This is a genomic window from Rhizobium sp. GR12 (assembly GCF_036596185.1).
Classification (GTDB): Bacteria; Pseudomonadota; Alphaproteobacteria; order Rhizobiales; family Rhizobiaceae; genus Agrobacterium; species Agrobacterium nepotum.
The window spans coordinates 76,407-94,979 of the sequence record NZ_JASXTH010000018.1 but is presented as its reverse complement, the minus strand read 5'-3'; the positions used below and the strand labels follow the sequence as shown (position 1 = coordinate 94,979).

Below are 18,573 nucleotides of genomic sequence, written 5' to 3'. Positions count from 1 at the left end.
TTCCATTGCATCTTCCTTGTGACTGATAACCCATTGGTATCATTCGCAAGTCGCACTTCAAGCTTGAACCCACCCCCGCTACAAGATAAAATCGCATAATCTATCTTATGGAACTATCCGGTCATTGGATCGTGTTGTTTTTGGGAACAAGGTTAAGGGCGATCCGATTTGCGCGGGGTTCATGAACGACACCTCGGGCGCGGTCTCCAAACCCATCGCGAAGGTGCCTGGACACGCTTCGACGATGGCGCTGAAGACGTGATCACCACGGCCGACCTTGAGAAGTTCACCCTTGGCTGGGCGTACGCAAGGCGCAAGGTCGGCATTCAAACGGGTCATCATCCCCGTCGTTCGGTCGAAGCTGCTGGACAGGACCATGCTCTATACCGCGATCACTCGCGGCATAGAGACCGTCGTTCTCGTTGGTGACATCGACTCACAACGAGATTATCGAGGCTGCTCCGGCAAGCCCGGAACGTCACACGGCACTCCGATTCGACGAGAACTAGCAGAAGTTGCGATGCCACGATGTCGTCCAAGCGCAAGGCGTGAAGACACCGATCACGTCTGGACTTCCTCCACCATCCGCTCCCTGCGCATGATGGCCCAGTCGATGAGTTCGGCCATCGATGGCCCCAGGGCCTTGCCCATCGCGGTCAATGCATATTCTACCTTCGGCGGCACCTGGGGATAGACGGTACGGGTTACGATCCCGTCCTTCTCCAGCTCCTTCAATTGCTGGATGAGCATCTTCTGGTTCACCCCTTCGCACCGCCGTTCCAGTTCGGAAAAGCGAAGCGCCTCCTTGGCCCCGAATAGTTGGCAGATGATGACGATCTTCCATTTGCCTTCGAGTACCCGCACGGCGTCCGTCGTCGCGTCCGCCCATTTGCGTTGCTGCTGCGGGTCACCGCATCTCCACTCCCGTTCCTGCGCCATACATACCTTTTGGTGGGTTACCTACTTATCTGTCTGTTCTTGTTGAAGTCGCAGTATTCATTATCTTGATAGGCAGCACAACAGGAGCATCAGCATGAAAATAGGCAGCATCGGAATTGGCCATATCGGCGGCGCTCTTGCTCGCAAGCTTGCATCGGCAGGCCATGAGGTCAGGGTGGCAAACTCTAAGGGCGCGGATGCCGTCAGGCCATTCGCCGACGAGATAGGAGTCACGGCTGCGGACACCAAAGGAGCCATCTACGGCGCGGACCTTGTCATTCTTTCCATTCCGCTTCTCGCCATCGAAAATTTGCCGAAGGACCTCTTCAAGGACCTGCCTGCCAACGTCCCGATCATCGATACCAGCAATTACTATCCGGGTCTGTGCGACCCGCAGATCGCCGACCTCGATGCAGGCGAAGTCGAGAGCGTCTGGGTCTCCAGACAGATCGGTCGCCCTATCATCAAGGCCTTCAACAACATCCTCGCATATTCCCTGGCGGAACTGGGCCAGCCCGAAGGTGCGGTCGGACGACTGGCCGTGGCGGTCGCGGGAGACGACGACGCCGCGAAGAAGATCGCCATGGCAATCGTAAACGAGGTCGGGTTCGATCCGGTCGACGGCGGATCGCTCGCTGAATCATGGAGGCAACAACCGTTGACGCCGGGTTATTGCTGCGACTTCGACGCCCCCACCATGCGCAGGGCGCTCGATGCTGCGGCGAAGGGTGAAGCACCCACAAGATGGCCCGCGTTCAAGAGCAAGATGGCAACGCTAGGGCCGGACTCGACCCACGAGGACCGCGTGGCGATGAACCGTTCGTTCGTACCGCTTCAATAAAGCAACAGCGCCCTATATTCGATCTGCACCATGATGAGGTCGTGCTGCGGATCGGTGTTCTACGGAAAGCAACAAACCCAGCAGATTGGGATGTGCAACTCCAGCAGCATACAAGCGCTGTTGGAAAGGCCATCTCATCCACCACTCACCCAACTACAAGGCGACACCGCGCTCTTTGGAACCAAACGGCGGTTTTGGCTCTGTTACAGGATTTTACCTGGATCAACGTCGTTTTATGGCTATCCTTTTGTTCTTCGTATATGCGATCGCTGGTCGAATATTTCGTTGATATGGCTGCTCGAACGAAGTTGGTGCGGCAAGGAATGGAGATTGAAAGATGATAGCGCGCGCCTCCCTCACGGGACTATTCCTGATCCTGACTACAGCTCTGGCTCAAGCCGAAAAAGAATATGATCCCGATGCTGTAAATATCGTTGATGCTATCGACTGCAAACTCGACGCGCCTCAGTATATGGGTTTTTCCGTAACGCTGAGTGACGAGGACGGCGGCTTTAAAAAAAGGGGCTGGAAAAAACAGGAATCCAGCAACCTGCTCCTCTCGCAATATCGGCTTCCGTCTCCGATTAAAATTGCCGGCCATGAAACCAGTACCATTGTGTTCAGCGCCAATGCCGTGCTTGCGGTTCTTGATGTTGCCGATCCGGGCGAATTGGCGCGTCAGGAAAAGATTCCGAACAGTTTTCCTGGGTCAAACAAATTTCTTGGAGAGCACGAGCTGATAAACAAGTCCGAGAAGGATCAGGAAACCGGCTGGACCATCACCACGCGTATCACGCGGAACATTTCGACCGTTAGCAGTCATCCGGGCAAAACACTCATCGGCTGCTCCTACGATATGAATGTAAAGTTGCCCGGTGAATAATAGCGCCTTCGTTGCGAAAGACACACAATGCGCATTCTTCTCATTCTTGGCTCCCTCATTGTTGGAACGATTGCCGGCATTTACGTATTCGGGATGATCTGGCGAACCACTGCCCCGGAAGGGGCAGTAGCGATGGTCATTGGAGGGGGCACGCCGGTTGTCCTCGGATCTTTGGCATTTCTCGGCACAAAGGCGGCTGGCGGTCGGCGACCAAGCCTCCTCGATGTGCGGACATGGTTTGCTCTTGTAGGGATAGCGGCGGCGGCGGCTGGGCTCTTCGTGATATTGATCGTCGCTCTTTTTCTGGCGGTTCAGCGTGGATAGCCGAGGCTCTCACCGGAGCAGAAGCAGGAGCAACTGTCGTCATAGAGTAGGCATATGTTTCGTTGCTGGCAATTGCGCTCATCCCCGCCTGAAACACGGCGAGACTTGTACCCCATGAGCAAATTCAATCTTAGCAATTGAACATCGAATACGTCCAAGCGCGCGCCGGGAACGCCTTGATGGGCATCGAACCGCTGCACCCTCAGTTCGGCTAAGCTTCTGTTTGGCGTACCCACTAATCCTCCTCTGGACGCGTCTCGGGCAGCCGCAGGGTCCACTAGCGCACGAAATAGTCATGCGTCCTCGGGATAGAGGCGAGGGAAAAGAGTATCGAGCGCTTGGACTGGAAAGCGCAGTGACACAGGCCCTTTTTCGGTAACTGACGCAAGCAGGCCCTCATCCGTCAGCGCCTTGAGAACGCGCCGCGCCGATCGATCTGGCAGGCCAGTGATACGCGAAGCCTCTCCTCGCTCAAATTCTCCGCGCACAAGGGCCTCCTGAAGTAAGGGCGCGCACTCGTCAGGCAAAGCTTCCTGACGATAGACATACCGCTTGAGGCGTCCTCCTAGTGTTTTAAGGTCAAACAGGCTGTCCATGTATTCGAGCTGATCGAGACAGACGCGCAGAAACCAACTGGTGAACAGTTCCAATCCCTTGAGCGACAGGTTGCCCCGTCCATCGCGGTCGCCCTGACGTGGTTCGTCCGCCCAGGCCATATGCTGCTTATATTCGGCGCGTCCTTCAGCCCCCCCCGCCAGGCCTCGAGCCAAGCCGCGGGAAACTGACCAGAGACCATGCGCTCCCACTCCGGCCGCTTGTGCCATCGCATGACTCATCAAACGGCTAACCCGGCCGTTGCCGTCCGGAAACGGATGGATGTAGTTGAAACGGTGATGAGCGGTCGCCATCGCAAAAAGGCGGGCGCTACGGCTCCTCCCAACCGCCATCATCGCTCCTCCTGGAGCCGGCTGGAAGGCGAACCGCTGATGGAAGTAGGCCATGAAGTAGGGCACGTGATCGCTCGCGGGAGGCAGATGCCTGCCAACCTCGACGTCCTGCTCCTCCCCTCGCCGCCATTCGCCGGGCGTCATGACAAAGCTGTGGTGATTACCGACAATCGTCAGCACCTTTTCTGTTGCGCCATCATAAAAGGCACGGTGAAGGTAGCGGATGAATTCTAGCGATGCTGGATCGGGCAGAGTCCCTGCCGCCTCTCGCTCATCGATCTCCTGCTGAACACGATAGTGGGCGACGGCTTCGATCTTGAGGTCGCGCCGATCGTCCTCGGGCTTAATTCCCTGCAGGGCCTGCTCGATCTCGCGTGGCCGAGTATTGTGGCCTTCGATCAGGTTACTGTAGTAGGTGTTCATGATCCTGACGGTGCGAGCCAGTTGGGCTGCGGTTTCAGGATGGAGAGCACGACCAAGTCGTTCGGCCCTAGCGACAATCTCAAGCGAAAGGTCCAGCAGCTCGCCATTGGGATGCTCAATACGCGCCGGTTCGATGCGGGCAGATGCTTCTTCGAAAGTCATTTTGGCCGATATCCAATTTTCTTATATTATTTATATATATGGGGTTTTTGTCAATTTCCCATTACATTTGGCCGATCTTTTGGCCGATCTTTTGTGCGATATTATTCATCACCGAAGGCGCAATTGGTCATACCATCCGGCCGATGTTGTCGCGAGTGCTATGGTCCCTTCATCAAGACATGATCTATCAATCACCAAAAAGAATTCGAGCGATGACGCGCGGCTGGTCTTCCCAGGTAAATATCTGCGAACTTCCGGTCTTTCCACTGCGATGTGCATGTTGGTTCTACGGTCTTGAAAGGATATGAACCAACGACCAGTCATTCCGAACCCCAAATATTTGGGCATCACCATTCAGCCTGGGCCCAGTCTGGAAAAACAACCGCTGGTTCACACCCGCGCCACTCCGCTTACGGACCCCAAGATCCGCCGCGCGAGTGGGTGCCGCGCTGAGTAGGGTATTTCGGGCGTAGGAGTTCTCTGAATGTGAAGATCTATGTCTAGACCTGCGGCTAGCCTTGGGTTGATGCGAATGATCGAGGCGGTGCCTGATCGCCTATCTGATCAGCCTCATCATTTACCGCAAGCGGCCACCGATCCTGAATGGTCGTCTCAACTGGTCGCGATCGGAGAAGCCTGCGGGATCGCAGACGAAATGACAGATGAACTCAGGAAACAGCTGCGGCCGGCATTGGAGGCAATCATCCGTTGGCTGAAGCTGTCTTTATCTGGCCGTAGCACCAGAGCGGGGCTGACGAAGAAAATTATCCTTTAATAAAGCAATTTTTATGAAAAATTGAGGCTTTTCGCAGATCGTCCCTGCAGACAAGACGCGTTTCGCCGGGGGACCAAATGACTGCAGAAGCTGTACGAAATCCACTTTGGATCAAGATCACGGGCTACGGCTTTGCCGCTGTCCTTTTCGCAAGCGCCGCCATTGGCGGCTTAGCCTGGTACCGCCAAGCTGACATGAACGACAAAGCACTGCAGAGCAAGGCGACCAGTGATCTTAACGTCATACAGACGGACATGGCAGCTATTCAACGCTCCGCTTCAGCGCTCGCGCTGGCGTTCGCAGGCGAGCCTGACATTGCTGACTATATCGGCACGAACGATCGACAGCGTCTTCTTGAGAAGTTTTCCACCAACATCAAGTCGGTTGCGCAAATCGGTGGGTTACAAAACATTACCATTGCCGATGCTAAAGGCAACGTCGTCGCACGGGCCCACGCGCCAGAAAAATTCGGCGACAATTACCTGTCTCGCCGTAAAACTGTCGCATCGGCTGTCTCAACTGGGAAGGTGGCCGCCGGCATCGAACCAGGGCGAACCGGCATTGGGATTTACGCCGTTGCGCCCGTCCTTATGAATGGCAACGTCGTCGGCGTCGTCGATGTCGGTACGGAATTGTCGAATGCGTATTTTGCGCCTTTGGCCGAAAGGCTGGGTGCTGAGATTTCCGTGAATGTGCTTTCCGAGGGAAAGCTGGTGAACCAGTCGTCGACGGAGAACGGCAAGGCAATTCTGCCTTCAGAAAAGATTCAGGCTGCCTTTGACGGCAAACCCGTGTTTGAAACGACTGTGCTAGAAGGCCGCGACATGCTTGTCAAAGCAGTTCCCTTCAGTTCATTTACCGGCGAAACGATCGGCGTATTTGAAATAGGTACTGATGCCACGGAGATTATCGCTGCAGCCCGCACTGCTTTGTGGACCATGCTCGGCGTTACCGTCCTCACCTCGATCATTGCCCTCACCGCCTTTTTCCTGTTCGCAAAGTCACTCGGAAATGCCATCGGACGCCTGACCGACACGATGTCGCGGCTTGCTGCCGGAGACCTCTCCGCCAACATCGAAGGCGAGGACCGTCCCGACGAAACAGGCGCCATGGCGCGCGCCGTACAGGTATTCAAAAACAATGCCCTCAAGACCAAGGAACTGGAGCGCCAAGCCGACGAGCAGCGCAACATGACCGAGGAGCAGCGCCGCCAGAACGCCGAGGAACAGCGCGTGCGCGCTGAAGCCATGGCCGAGGCGACCAATGGCCTCGCCACCGGCCTCAAGCACCTCTCGTCCGGCGACCTGACATTCCAGCTCGCCCGTCCATTCGCTGCCGATTTCGAAAGCCTCCGCGCCGACTTCAACGCTGCTGTCGAACAACTGCGCGGCACGCTCGGTTCTGTCTCCGAGGCAACCCGCTCGATCGACAGCGGTTCACGCGAAGTCAGTAACAGCGCCGACGATCTGTCGAAGCGCACCGAACAGCAGGCCGCATCATTGGAAGAGACCGCCGCGGCGCTCGATCAGATTACCGTCAATGTCAGCAATTCGTCGAAACGCGCCGAAGAAGTTCGTACCGTCGCCATTCAGGCAAACGAAAGCGCCCGCCAGTCGGGTGCTGTGGTTGCAAATGCTGTCCAGGCGATGGGCCGTATCGAAGAATCTTCGGGCCAGATCTCCAACATAATCGGCGTCATCGATGATATCGCTTTCCAGACCAACCTGCTGGCACTTAACGCGGGTGTTGAAGCGGCTCGCGCCGGTGAAGCCGGCAAGGGTTTTGCGGTCGTCGCCCAGGAAGTGCGTGAATTGGCGCAACGTTCGGCCAAAGCTGCCAAGGAAATCAAGGATCTCATTGGAAAGTCTTCCGGAGAAGTGAGCACCGGCGTCAAGCTCGTCAGGGACACCGGCGAAGCTCTTCGTTCCATCGAAGCTCATATCGTCACCATCAACCAGCACATGGACTCGATCGCCACCTCGTCGCGCGAGCAGTCGGTGGGCCTAGCCGAGGTCAACACCGCCGTCAATCAGCTGGACCAGGTGACCCAGCAGAACGCTGCGATGGTGGAAGAAGCCAACGCCGCCGGCGCCACCCTTGCCGCCGAAGCGGGTCGGTTGCGCGAACTGATCAGCCAGTTTCAGCTCGGCCAAGGCACCGGCGCCACCACTCAAGCCGCCGCGCTTCGCAATACGGCATCGGTGATGGTGGCTTCGGCCCGCTCGACGTCTGCCGCTTCACCGGCCCGCGGGATGGTTGGCAAGATTGCCAAGGCCTTTACCAGCCGCAGCAATGCAGCAGTGGCGACCGATAGCTGGGAAGAGTTCTGATTAGATTCAGTATGATGCGAAAAACCAGTCGAACGGGGGCTTCAGGCCCTCGTTTGCGCTTACTGTTCTTGCGGAGCCTGCGTGCTTCCGATGGGAGCTGAATCTGTCAACTGACAGTTGGCTGATCTCGCGCTATTGTTTTAACGATAATTAGCGAAGCGCACTCCCAAGCGCCGCCAGTCCCTATCGCCTTGCTGGGATCCGAACCTCCATCCCATATTCCGGTGACAGAAAAATCCAAAGCGGCGATCGCCAAAGTCACAATTTAGCTTCTGTAATGAAATGGTCGAAGATCAGCGTCATCAATCCACCTCACACACCGCAGAGTGGCGCCATCTGGCCGCAGAAAGCTGTCGGATATGTCCCGGATTTAATAGGATCTGTTCCAGCATGAGAATTAGGCGTTCCGCACGGCGTATTCGTTCAAATTCCTTGCAGTTTCATCTAAAATCTCGTCTGTTATACAAATTCGATCTTTTGTCAGCATTGTTAATCCGCAACCGAATGGACGCGCTTCTTTGGAAAACGACCGCCGCAAGACATCCAAAATAGATGCGCCGACGTATTCTCCGGGCAACGTGGTTGCAGTTGCGGACATCCTGGCGTTGGCGCGTGTTCACGGGCCAGTGAAGTGACTGCGAAGCTGACCGACATCTTTCTGAGCAAACGCAGATCGCTCATCTGGAGCGTCAGGCGGATCGTTCGCGATCCACAAACGGCAGAGGATGTAGCGCAGGAGACATATGTCCGTGCCAGAAAGGCGATCGAAAACGGCCCGATCGAGCACATCGAAGCGTTCCTCTATCAAACGGCCCGCAATCTCGCTATCAACCATAAGCGGCACCAGGACATGCGCGGCAGCGTGGAACGCAACGACCTGTATGACACCGATGTCGAGAATATCGCTTCGCCATTGCCGTCTCAGGAAGCCGATTTGATTCATCGCCAACGGCTGGAACTCCTCACTGAAGCGATTGCGAAACTACCGCAGCGTGCACAGACTGTCTGGATGCTGAGCCGCATTGAGAAATGGTCGTATCCGCGGATCGCCGAACACCTCGGCGTGTCACCCAATACGGTTTTCAATGATCTGAAGCTCGCCCATGCCCATTGCCTCGACGCCCTGGAAAAAATCGACCGTGGCTGAATTCGTCTCATTACCCGGCTGCTTACCAATGGGAACGGGTAGCGTTGCCATATCGCCTCCGGCGAAGAGGATTTTTGGGAGATTCCGGTTTGTGAAGTGTCTCAGGAATAAGGCGGCCCGATCTGGCGACTGCCGGATAGGGATGGGCTGAGTGGAACGCGACACGCATAGGCGCGAGAATGAAGAGCAGCAATTCGTGCATCCGGATCCAGCAATGGACGCTGCACTGAACTGGCTATTCACGCTGCAAGCCTCGCCCGACGATGCCAACCTTCGCGCTAGGTTAGACGACTGGCTCCGGGCTGATCCTTCGCATTCGCGAGCCTTCGATCTCGCCGTCGGCACATGGGGACTTCCCGAAATGGACATGGTGGCCAACGAGATCGCGGCCCGATCCGAACACGCAATTGCTTTGCGCGAGGCCGTTAATCTTCGCCATGCCGGACCAAGACGAAGACTGTTGCCCCGGATCGCGATGGCGGCAGCGGCGGCGGTGCTTCTGGCCACAGGCATTCAGCAATATCCGGACGTCATGGTGCGCTGGCGGGCTGACTATGCGACGCCCACAGGTCCGCATGAAGAGGTCTCGCTGCCCGACGGATCACGGATGATCCTGAACACCGCATCGGCTGTGTCAGTGAATTTCCAGGGGACGAAGCGTTCGGTGACCCTTCTTAGGGGCGAAGCATATTTCGATGTGGCCCATGACGCGGCCCGGCCGTTTACGGTGGCGGCCAGTTTCTCGGAAGTGGAAGTCAAAGGCACGGCGTTTTCAGTCCGCACCGACAATGCGGAAGACACAGTGGTGTTGGAAAGGGGCCATATCGATGTTTCGCTTCTCCAGAACCGCAAAGATGTGGCATCGCTCGAACCGGGGGAAAGCATCACTGCCTCCTCCAATAATCTGTCTGCTGTCAGGAAGTCGGACACCTCGACCTCTCTTGCATGGCTTCAGGGACGGCTCGTCTTCACGGACCAACCGTTCGGTCAGGTTCTGGATGAAGTGGAAAGATACTACGGCCAGTCAATACTGGTGGCGAATGCCAGACTCTCAAGCATGAGGGTCAATGGTAGCTACCGCCTCGATAATCCCGAGCGGGTCATCCACTCGCTGGCCACCGCTGCGGGCGCGACTGTGACACGGCTTCCTGGCGGGATTATAATCCTTCGTTAAATAATCAACTTTTTTTGTGAGATTTACCCAGCCCGATTGTCAGGTGTGTATGGGCCGGAAAAGCATGATGCGTGTCGGCCCTCGGATCAGGATTAAGAGGGACGACCATGGGGCTGATTGCGCGGGCTAAAGCAAGGGATGAAACTGGCAGGAACCGGCCGCTTTGCGGCAGGCGCCATCTGACAGCCCTGCTTGTCACATCGAGTGTTCTTGGTGGTGTAAGTCTCATGCTTCCCACTGTCGCGAAAGCGCAGCAGCAGATCACCGGACAGTCCGTCAGCTTCAATATCCCGTCACAGCCCCTTTCGTCGGCGATCAACGCATTCATCCGCGCAAGCGGCTGGGAAGTCGGCTTTGCGTCACAAGCGGTTGCCGGAAAGCAGTCGTCGTCAGTCAACGGCTCCATGACACCAGCCCAAGCACTGCAAGTTATGTTGACCGGCACCGGCGTCGGTGCCCGGATCTCCGGCCCATCGACGGCTGCCCTGGTAACGGCGGCTGTGACCGACAGCGCGATCACGACTGACGGCTCAACTCTCCTGCAAACAATTACCGTCGCTGGCGAGGGTATCGATTCCTGGGAAGCCCCGCCCAGCTATGCAGGCGGCCAGGTCGCATCGGGTGCAAAGCTCGGCATGCTGGGCAATACAAGCATCATGGATGCACCCTTCAATGTGGCCAGCTACACGTCGAAGACGATCCAGGATCAGCAGGCTGTTACCATCGCCGATGTGGTGGCCAATGATCCCTCCGTCCGGGTCTATACAAGCGGCATGGGATCGTCCGCCGGTGTTGGTGACAGTTTTTACATTCGCGGCTTTTCAGTTGGCACATATAGCGTCCTGATCGACGGCTACGGCGGCATTGCACCCGACCGCATCATTCCAGTCGAAACCATGGAAAGCGTCGAAATCCTCAAGGGGCCGAATGCCCTTCTGAACGGATATTCCCAGTATGGTTCTCTTGGAGGATCGATAAACGTCGTCCCGAAAAGGGCCACCGATGAGCCCGTTACACGTGTTACGACAAGCTACGCGTCGGACAGCCAGTTCGGAACCCACCTCGATTTCGGCCGACGGTTCGGCGAAAACGAGGAATGGGGTGTCCGGGTCAACGGCATCTTTCGAGGCGGCAATACCGCAATCGACGGGCAATCCGCTCAGCTCGGCGTCGGCACCATCGCACTGGACTATCGTGGCGATGACTTCAGGGCCAGTCTCGACGCTGGCTATGTCGATCAACAAACGGATGTACCGACCGGCGCTGCCGGCTTCGGATTTTCTTCCGACATACGCAATCCTGCTGCACCTGATCTAAGCAAGCAGATCTATCAGGATTGGGAATATTCCAACACCAGGAGTGCCTATGTGCTTGGAAAATTCGAATATGACCTGAATCCGTCATGGACCATCTATGGCGGCGCCGGTTACCGAGGCTATTCTCAGGAATCTCTCTCCACCGACATCTTCGTCAACGACGCCTTGGGCAATGCTACGGCGACGGCATATTACAGCCCGATCCACGGACATTCAGCCTCTACTCAGACCGGGATCAGAGGCGAATTCGACACCGGCCCGATCAGCCACAACGTCAACCTGAACGGCTCCTATCTTTTTCAGGCGCTCAATCAGCAAAGCAATTATTACGGCTTCGCGGCATTCGATACGAACATATACAACGCGCCGACCGTCGCCGGCCCCTCGACCGCGGGTTTCAGCGATAGTCCGCCGAGATACTGGAACGTCAAAGCTCCGGCCGTGACGCTTGCCGACACCATATCATTCCTGGACGATCATGTGCTGTTGACCGCAGGCGTGCGCTACCAGCAGATCGGCGTCGATGTGTTCAATCCGAATGGCAGTAGGTCTCAGGCATATGACAGGCACGCGCTGACACCAGCATTCGGCCTGGTCGTGAAGCCGGTAGACAACCTGTCCATCTATGCCAACTATATCGAGGGTCTCCAGCAGGGACCGACGGCCTGGGCCGGGACATCGAACGCGGGCCAGATCTTCCCTCCCATCCTGACGCAGCAGTTCGAAGCCGGGGTCAAATATGATTTCGGAACGTTCACCGCGACCGCCAGTGTCTTTCAGATTGCCAAGCCGGGCAGCAGCATCACCACCGATGCCTTCGGCAACTCGGTGTTCACCGTCAATGGAGAGCAACGGAACCGCGGCGTCGAACTCAACGTCTTCGGCGAGGCCACAGAAAATCTGCGCCTGCTGGGCGGCGTTGCCTATACGCAGGGCACGCTGACCAAGACGGATGATGGCTTCTATGACGGAAATACCGCTATCGGCGTGCCCCGTTGGCAATCCAATCTGGGCATCGAGTGGGATCCGCAGTTCGCGGAAGGCCTGACGCTGTCCGGCCGAATGATATCGACCAGTTCCCAATTCATCGATCAGGCTAACACCCAGAAACTGTCAGGTTGGACCAGGTTCGATATCGGTGCTCAGTATAAGACGAAGTCATTTGGCAATCCGCTCGTCTTGCGCGCGTCGGTGGAGAACGTGTTCGACAAAAACTACTGGGCCGGGGTAGACGGTGGCTGGGCAACGACGGGCACGCCCCGCACTTTCAAGCTGTCGGCGACTGTGGATTTCTGAACATGAGGGTGGGGCCAACCGTCCTTCGACCGACACGCCGACATGTGCTGCAAACCGGTATCGCTACCGGTTTGAGCCTCATGCCCGGCTTTCGAGAGAGCACTGCGCGAGCAATGCCCTCCCATCCCCTTGTCGTGCTGGATTTCGCCCACGCGCAGTCGCTTCTGGCCCTTGGCGTCGAGACGTTCGGCATGGCGGAGCGCTGGCGCTATGAACAGTATGTCGAGGAGCCCCGCCTTCCAGCCTCGGTTTTCGACATTGGTACATTGCACCAACCAAACCTTGAGCTTCTGGCCAGGATCCAACCTCAGCGGATCATTCATTCGCAGGAGTGGCCAACCGATACCGAACAGCTCGCGCGGATCGCGTCCTTGACGGAGCTATCTATCTATACCGGCACACCGGCGCCTCTCGATCGTGCACGGCAATCATTCTTGCAAATCGCGGAGATCGCCGATGTCACGCAGCGCGCAGCAGATTATATGGCCGGCTTCGAAGATCACATGAATGCCTACCGCTCCCGTCTAAGACCATTCGAAGGCAAAAGAGTGATGGAGCTATGGGCAGCGACGCCGCGCGACTTCTGGACGCTTGGTACTGCCAGCCTCGTCCACGATGTCCAAGACCATCTGGGGCTGAGAAATGCTGTGCAGGAGAGCGGCGACACCTGGGGTTGGCTGCCGGTGACAATGCGAGATCTGGGCGCGCTGGACGACACGATCATCATCCATTTCGGCCCGGTGCCTGCCCCGTTAAGCAACAACCCGCTCTGGAACAGTTTCGGCTTCGTTCGACGCCGGCAACTCGTCGTCCTACCCCGCAGCTGGCTGTTCGGCGGACTTCCCGAAGCGGATAGAATTGCCCGACTCCTCACGCAGGCATTGGAGGGACGACATCATCTCTCCGCAAACTGAAACGCGACGCAAAAGGCGTTTTATTTTTTCCTTTCCATTGTTATATATTCCCGGAGCCTTGGCCGCCCTTCTGAGCCTCTATCACATTTGGCTGGACATTCCTCTGTCAGCATGGTGGCAAGCGCTACTAGCGCCGGATTTCGAAATTCCTGGCCAGATGATCGTGCATTTCATCACCCTACCACGCATAGCCGCAAGCCTGCTGGCCGGCGCATCCTTGTCGCTCTCCGGCCTGATTTTCCAGCAGGTCCTGCGCAATCCACTGGCCGAGCCGTCGACAACCGGTGTGTCGGCGGGTGCGGCACTCGCCCTGAAAGCCTCGGCCTTGCTCGTTCCTTCGTTGGCCTTGCCGCCTGTGCCGGTTGCGTGCGCAGGCGCAGCTGCGGCTATGTGCCTGACGCTTGCGCTGGCATCGCGCAACCTCGCCTCACCGCTGCGGCTGATCCTGGCGGGCCTTGTCGTCGGCCTGTTCTGTAGCGGGATCAATTCCGTGCTGGCGCTGTTCTTCCACGAAGAACTGCGGAGCGTCTTTCTCTGGAATACCGGCTCGCTGCTCAATCTCGGTTGGGACGCGTCAGCCTACGTGGCACCTGTGCTGCTGATATGCGCTTTACTGGCCGTTCTGATGATCCGTCCGCTGGCATTGCTTGCACTGGAAGAGCATGGCGGCCGCGGTCTGGGCGTACCGGTGGTCGCGGTTCGGTTAACCGGATTGCTGCTTGCGGTCGTGCTGGCTTCCGTCACCATCGCTGCGGTGGGCGTGATCGGGTTTGTTGGCATAGCGGCACCAGCAATCGCGCGGCTCGCAGGCGCCAGGACATTCAGGCAACGGGTGGTCGCGACGCCCCTCCTGGGGAGCATTCTTCTGTGGCTCGCCGATCAGATCACGCAGATCAATCCACTGTCAGACAACGAGCTGCCAACCGGTGCCTTGACGGCCATATTCGGCGGCGCCCTCCTGCTCTGGATGCTGCCGCGGCTCCGTGGCGCGAGCCTTGGCGACGCTGGCGCCTCCTTTGCAAGGCGCAACGTCACCTGGGCTCCGAGCATCGCATTCGCCTTATGCGCCGTCCTGCTGGTCATTATAATATGGGTGTCGCTTTTATCCGCGCAGAGCGTTGATGGCTGGCTCTGGCAGGGTGTTTCCGATGGAAATGCCGCTTTTGAATGGCGCTGGCCTCGTGTCGCTGCCTCCGCAATTGCAGGAGCGATGCTCGCTGTGGCGGGCGCTATCATCCAGAGGGTCACCGGAAATGCGATGGCCAGTCCGGAAATTCTCGGGATAAGTTCTGGCGCTGGCTTGGGAGTGGCCTTGTTATTTCTGTTTGATCCAGCTTCGGGCCATGCGCTGAAAGTGTCTGCAGCCAGCGGCGGAGCCTTCCTGACCCTGGCCCTGAGCTTCGCGCTCGTTAGAAATACATCGGCGTCTCCGGAACGGATGTTGCTGACTGGTGTGGCCCTTGCGACAGTTTTCGGCGCGCTGTTGTCGGCCATCACGGTGCGATTTGATCCGCGAGTCGCCGGCCTGCTGTCATGGCTTGCCGGCTCAACCTATTCGGTCACGACTTTCGATGTCCTCGCCCTGGCAAGCGTCGCCCTTGGCGTGGCGGTGATCCTCCCTCTTACCCTGCGCTGGCTTGAGATATTGCCCTTGGGAGACGTGGCGGCGCGCCAGATCGGGGTCAATGTTGGTGCAAGCCGCCTGACGCTGCTGCTCATTGCATCGCTGCTTACCGGAACAGCAGTACTGACCATAGGGCCTTTGAGTTTCGTCGGTTTGATAGCACCTCATCTCGCCAGGATGACCGGCGGCAGAACCGTACTTTCTCAACTCATTATCTCGGCGATTCTCGGAGCAATCGTCATGGTTTCAGCTGACTGGCTTGGCCGAAATCTCCTGTTTCCATATGAGATACCCGCTGGTACGCTGGCTGCACTCGTCGGTACACCCTACTTTTTCTGGCTGATGTGGCACAAATCGCAATAGCCGTTGGCCTGTCACCGAGTGAGCTCTCGTTCTTGAAAGGATACGAACCGTCCTTACCTTCCCTTCGGAACGATTAGCGGCGTGCGGGAGGCCGGATCCTCGACGGCGAAAGATCGAGGGGGCTTCGGTCAAAAGACTAGGCTCAGTGCCGGCACGAAAGTCTGACGATCATCGCCTTGATAGGAATTGAACCGCCCACTCGTTGATCCTCTCCCGTTCCCGTATCGAAATTCGAGCTACCAGCGGAGCGATGCCGCATTTGGTTGTCTTGACGCCTTTACGTATGCTTCTGCATACCCTGGAGGGAAAGGAAGGTTGGAAATTGGACCATTATCTGCCTTGTATCACCGCGGTTAAACCCGACATGTGAGATGGTGATGCAGGCGACATTCAGAGTTACATATGGGCGGCACACGGCTTAAAGAAACCTGCGAACAAAGGTTGCATGGTGGTTACGAGTGTACGCTTCGACGCTGCAGGCCCGGTCGTTTCGAACTGTCCACCAAATGCTGCGCCATCACGTGTCATCAAAGACGTCGCCGCCGAATACATTGACTCTTTGAAATCGTCCAGACCAACGCCGTCGGCGCGCATGACTGCACGAATTAGTGGATCTCCGAAAATCTCAGCGAGTGTCATCTCGTCCGTCGTGTGTTTCATCGCAGTCTCCTTTCGATAATTCCTAAGCTTTGAAAGCGGGCCATTGCTTGACAGGCTCACGCCGAGGTGTTACCGGTAAGTAACATTTGAATAGTTACTGACCAGTCACACTCATGTCAACACCGCTTCAGGATAAAAATTAAACCCATGAAATCCGAGAAATCTGATCGCGCTTCCGAGCAGAAAATCGCACCTCGTGACCGGATCGTGTCAACGGCCTGTCAACTGTTTCGTGAACATGGGATACGCGGCATCGGTGTTGATGCCATTGCCGAAGCCGCCTCGACCAACAAGATGACGTTATACCGACACTTTGGTTCTAAGGACGATCTTGTGTGTGAAGCGCTCAAACACAGCTCTCGAACGCTCGATAAAGCCTGGGAAGGTCTCGAAACAGAGAACCCAGGCGACCCGAGGGCGCAGCTTAAGGCATGGGTTAAAGCGCGCGCACAATGTCTTTCCAGCGAGCCCTATGGATGCGATTTGGCCAATGCTGCGGTAGAGTTGAAGGAGCAAGGACACCCTGCGCATGCGATAATAGAAACGTTGAAGATGGAACAGCATTCCCGGCTTGCCGATCTTTGTCGTTCGACAGGTGTAAGCGACCCTGAACTTTTGGCTGATACGCTATCGATGCTGCTGGAGGGCGCGCGCGTCAGCAAACTTGCAGCCGGCAAAGAAGGTCCGTCGATGCGGTTTACGCGTGCGTGTGAAGCGGCGATGGTCTCGTTTGGTCTAGGTGCACAGGCTTCTCCCTGATCCTGGTGGAGCAAGGAGGAAGTGCTGCGGAGAGAGCGAAGGCAGCGTGTTGATCTGCCGACTTAAATAACCATCAGATAGACCTCGCCCCGTGCGTCGGATGTTGTTGTCGAACTTTCACGCTTAAGGTCTTGAAGGGATCCTAACTCACGATATCTACATGCAAACTGTCGTTATCTGGACCAGGGATTGATCACGTTCAGCCCGGCAGCCTCGAAAGGGCTTGTGTCGCGAGTTGCGATCGCGAGGCCGTTTGCTGCCGCTGTGGCTGCAATGTAACCATCAGCCGTGCCAATTGCTCTCCCAGATACTCGAGCGCGTGCCATCAGTTCGGAATAAAACTGAGAAGCAGCCGGGTCGAAGGACAGGATGCGCTCGGGAAAGTGGGGCAGCACTTCGCCCTCAAGGCGATCGCGAAGGATAGTTTGCCGTTTCCCTGACGGCATAGCAGCGATCCCGAAGCGAAGTTCAGCAATCGTTATTGCGGAGAGGAAAAGCGTTTCGATAGCTTGGGCGTCCAACCAGGCAATTACTGCCTCATCAGGCACCTGTTTCCAAGGCTCGGAATAACGTTGGTATCCAGCAAGATCATTCAAAGGTCATCGGTTCAGCTGGTGTCTTGTCGCGGCTCTGCAGAGCTTCAACGTCGCTGTCGGAAAGCCCGGCGTCACGACCAATGGCAGTCAGCAGGGAACCGAGCTTTACACGTTCAGGAGGACGGACAGCGGCTTCAATGATGTCACGGATCTCGGCCTCAGTGCTCCGGCCATGATGAGCTGCTCGCACCCGCAGAGCACGATGCGTTTCCTCAGAAAGGTTTCGAATGGTGACTGCCGGCATTGATATCACCTCCATAAAATGATGGCATTGATATCAAAATACGCATGATGACGTCAAACTTCAAGAGATTCACTAACGAGGATGACCATCCTGTTTGTTTAGACATCCCGCTTTGAACGGAATCGAACCGCTGGGTTTCGGCTTAATTTGGCTAAGTCTCTGCTTACATGCTACTGCCCGCCATAAGACTCTATTATGGAACCAGTCACCAACGGTTTCCGGAGCAGGCGCGGCAGGCTTTAGAACAACTAAACTCCTAGCGGAGATCGAAGGTTATTATCGGATGAGGCTTGCTGCAACCAGTTCGGCAGTTGCAGGGGGCCAGTGGAGTTTCACTTCGCGATATGCAATCTCTTCCGGATTGCGGGGCGGCTGACCAGTTTATCAGCAGCAATTACGTTCTTTCGGCTTCCCACTACACGTGGGGTGCGACCACCGCTGTGCTGGACATACAGCCTGGAAACAAAAACTGACCGGCTGCGCTGTTCAGGCGCACGACACAAAAGGATATGACCATGGCAACACCCCGACGACCGTCCAATCCGAGAGACGCAGCCGAGGCGCTGTTCAAACCGGCAAAGAAGGTCGCAGCGCCGGCCGTTGAACGGCCTGCAATCCCTAACACCAGGGAGCTTGTATCATTAAAGATCGACAGCGATGTCCTCGCGCATTTTCAGGCGGACGGTGCGGGCTGGCAAGAGCGTATCAACGATACCCTACGAGCCGCAATGAATGTGTCCAGTTAACGCTCTTGAACGGACACAAACCGTCACCCACTGCCGTGGACTCGCTAGACGTTTGGAAAACGGATCAGGTGGGGTCTTGAACCAGCCAGGACCATGGCAGCATCAACGGC

16 protein-coding genes and 1 pseudogene are annotated in these 18,573 nt (G+C 56.7%); 12 read left to right on the top strand and 5 right to left on the bottom strand.

Annotated features, from left to right (window positions below; translation table 11 throughout):
* Positions 1 to 561: 561 nt before the first annotated feature.
* A complete protein-coding gene (locus QSK43_RS24605) occupies positions 562 to 939 on the bottom strand; it encodes a winged helix-turn-helix transcriptional regulator (protein WP_332305678.1) in 378 nt (125 codons plus the stop codon).
* Positions 940 to 1,033: 94 nt separating this feature from the next.
* Here QSK43_RS24605 and QSK43_RS24600 point away from each other — a divergent pair, with 94 nt between their 5' ends.
* From QSK43_RS24600 to QSK43_RS24590, 3 genes are all read left to right on the top strand, one after another.
* Complete coding sequence (locus QSK43_RS24600) at positions 1,034 to 1,780, top strand: NADPH-dependent F420 reductase (protein WP_442967885.1); 747 nt, start codon at positions 1,034 to 1,036, stop codon at positions 1,778 to 1,780.
* A 337-nt stretch (positions 1,781 to 2,117) separates the two neighbouring features.
* On the top strand, positions 2,118 to 2,663 hold the full coding sequence (locus QSK43_RS24595) for a hypothetical protein (RefSeq protein WP_332305677.1): 546 nt from the start codon (positions 2,118 to 2,120) through the stop codon (positions 2,661 to 2,663).
* Positions 2,664 to 2,690: 27 nt separating this feature from the next.
* A complete protein-coding gene (locus QSK43_RS24590) occupies positions 2,691 to 2,987 on the top strand; it encodes a hypothetical protein (protein ID WP_332305676.1) in 297 nt (98 codons plus the stop codon).
* Between the two features lie 293 nt (positions 2,988 to 3,280).
* On the opposite strand, the gene QSK43_RS24585 is transcribed toward QSK43_RS24590, so the two are convergent.
* Positions 3,281 to 4,519, bottom strand: coding sequence for a Fic family protein (locus tag QSK43_RS24585; protein WP_332305675.1), 1,239 nt, complete (start codon positions 4,517 to 4,519; stop codon positions 3,281 to 3,283).
* A gap of 532 nt (positions 4,520 to 5,051) precedes the next feature.
* Between QSK43_RS24585 and QSK43_RS24580 the strand changes: the two genes are divergently transcribed.
* From QSK43_RS24580 to fhuB, 7 genes are all read left to right on the top strand, one after another.
* Positions 5,052 to 5,294: a hypothetical protein gene (locus QSK43_RS24580; protein ID WP_332305674.1), complete on the top strand. Its 243-nt coding sequence runs from the start codon at positions 5,052 to 5,054 to the stop codon at positions 5,292 to 5,294.
* Between the two features lie 77 nt (positions 5,295 to 5,371).
* Positions 5,372 to 7,624, top strand: coding sequence for a methyl-accepting chemotaxis protein (locus tag QSK43_RS24575; protein ID WP_332305673.1), 2,253 nt, complete (start codon positions 5,372 to 5,374; stop codon positions 7,622 to 7,624).
* Between the two features lie 631 nt (positions 7,625 to 8,255).
* Complete coding sequence (locus tag QSK43_RS24570) at positions 8,256 to 8,771, top strand: RNA polymerase sigma factor (protein WP_332305672.1); 516 nt, start codon at positions 8,256 to 8,258, stop codon at positions 8,769 to 8,771.
* Between the two features lie 214 nt (positions 8,772 to 8,985).
* Complete coding sequence (locus QSK43_RS24565; protein ID WP_332305671.1) at positions 8,986 to 9,945, top strand: FecR family protein; 960 nt, start codon at positions 8,986 to 8,988, stop codon at positions 9,943 to 9,945.
* A gap of 227 nt (positions 9,946 to 10,172) precedes the next feature.
* The gene (locus tag QSK43_RS24560; RefSeq protein ID WP_332305670.1) at positions 10,173 to 12,557 is read left to right on the top strand and encodes a TonB-dependent receptor; all 2,385 of its coding nucleotides are present in this window, start codon (positions 10,173 to 10,175) and stop codon (positions 12,555 to 12,557) included.
* A 134-nt stretch (positions 12,558 to 12,691) separates the two neighbouring features.
* Positions 12,692 to 13,471: an ABC transporter substrate-binding protein gene (locus QSK43_RS24555; RefSeq protein ID WP_332305669.1), complete on the top strand. Its 780-nt coding sequence runs from the start codon at positions 12,692 to 12,694 to the stop codon at positions 13,469 to 13,471.
* Positions 13,416 to 15,458: a Fe(3+)-hydroxamate ABC transporter permease FhuB gene (fhuB, locus tag QSK43_RS24550; protein ID WP_332305668.1), complete on the top strand. Its 2,043-nt coding sequence runs from the start codon at positions 13,416 to 13,418 to the stop codon at positions 15,456 to 15,458. The genes QSK43_RS24555 and fhuB overlap by 56 nt, the downstream gene beginning before the upstream one ends.
* A 396-nt stretch (positions 15,459 to 15,854) precedes the next feature.
* Here the strand turns inward: fhuB and QSK43_RS24545 are convergent, their stop codons facing one another.
* Complete coding sequence (locus tag QSK43_RS24545) at positions 15,855 to 16,118, bottom strand: hypothetical protein (RefSeq protein WP_332305667.1); 264 nt, start codon at positions 16,116 to 16,118, stop codon at positions 15,855 to 15,857.
* Positions 16,119 to 16,265: 147 nt separating this feature from the next.
* Between QSK43_RS24545 and QSK43_RS24540 the strand changes: the two genes are divergently transcribed.
* The gene (locus tag QSK43_RS24540) at positions 16,266 to 16,877 is read left to right on the top strand and encodes a TetR/AcrR family transcriptional regulator (protein ID WP_332305666.1); all 612 of its coding nucleotides are present in this window, start codon (positions 16,266 to 16,268) and stop codon (positions 16,875 to 16,877) included.
* Positions 16,878 to 17,050: 173 nt separating this feature from the next.
* On the opposite strand, the pseudogene QSK43_RS24535 reads toward QSK43_RS24540, so the two are convergent.
* Together QSK43_RS24535 and QSK43_RS24530 are read right to left on the bottom strand one after the other, a co-directional pair.
* Positions 17,051 to 17,469 (bottom strand): annotated as a pseudogene (locus QSK43_RS24535) (type II toxin-antitoxin system VapC family toxin).
* Positions 17,466 to 17,717 carry a FitA-like ribbon-helix-helix domain-containing protein gene (locus QSK43_RS24530; protein WP_332305665.1) on the bottom strand — a complete coding sequence of 84 codons (252 nt, stop codon included), beginning with the start codon at positions 17,715 to 17,717 and terminating at the stop codon, positions 17,466 to 17,468. The pseudogene QSK43_RS24535 and the gene QSK43_RS24530 overlap by 4 nt, the downstream one beginning before the upstream one ends.
* A gap of 515 nt (positions 17,718 to 18,232) precedes the next feature.
* Here QSK43_RS24530 and QSK43_RS24525 point away from each other — a divergent pair.
* A complete protein-coding gene (locus QSK43_RS24525; RefSeq protein ID WP_332305664.1) occupies positions 18,233 to 18,463 on the top strand; it encodes a BrnA antitoxin family protein in 231 nt (76 codons plus the stop codon).
* Positions 18,464 to 18,573 lie beyond the last annotated feature (110 nt).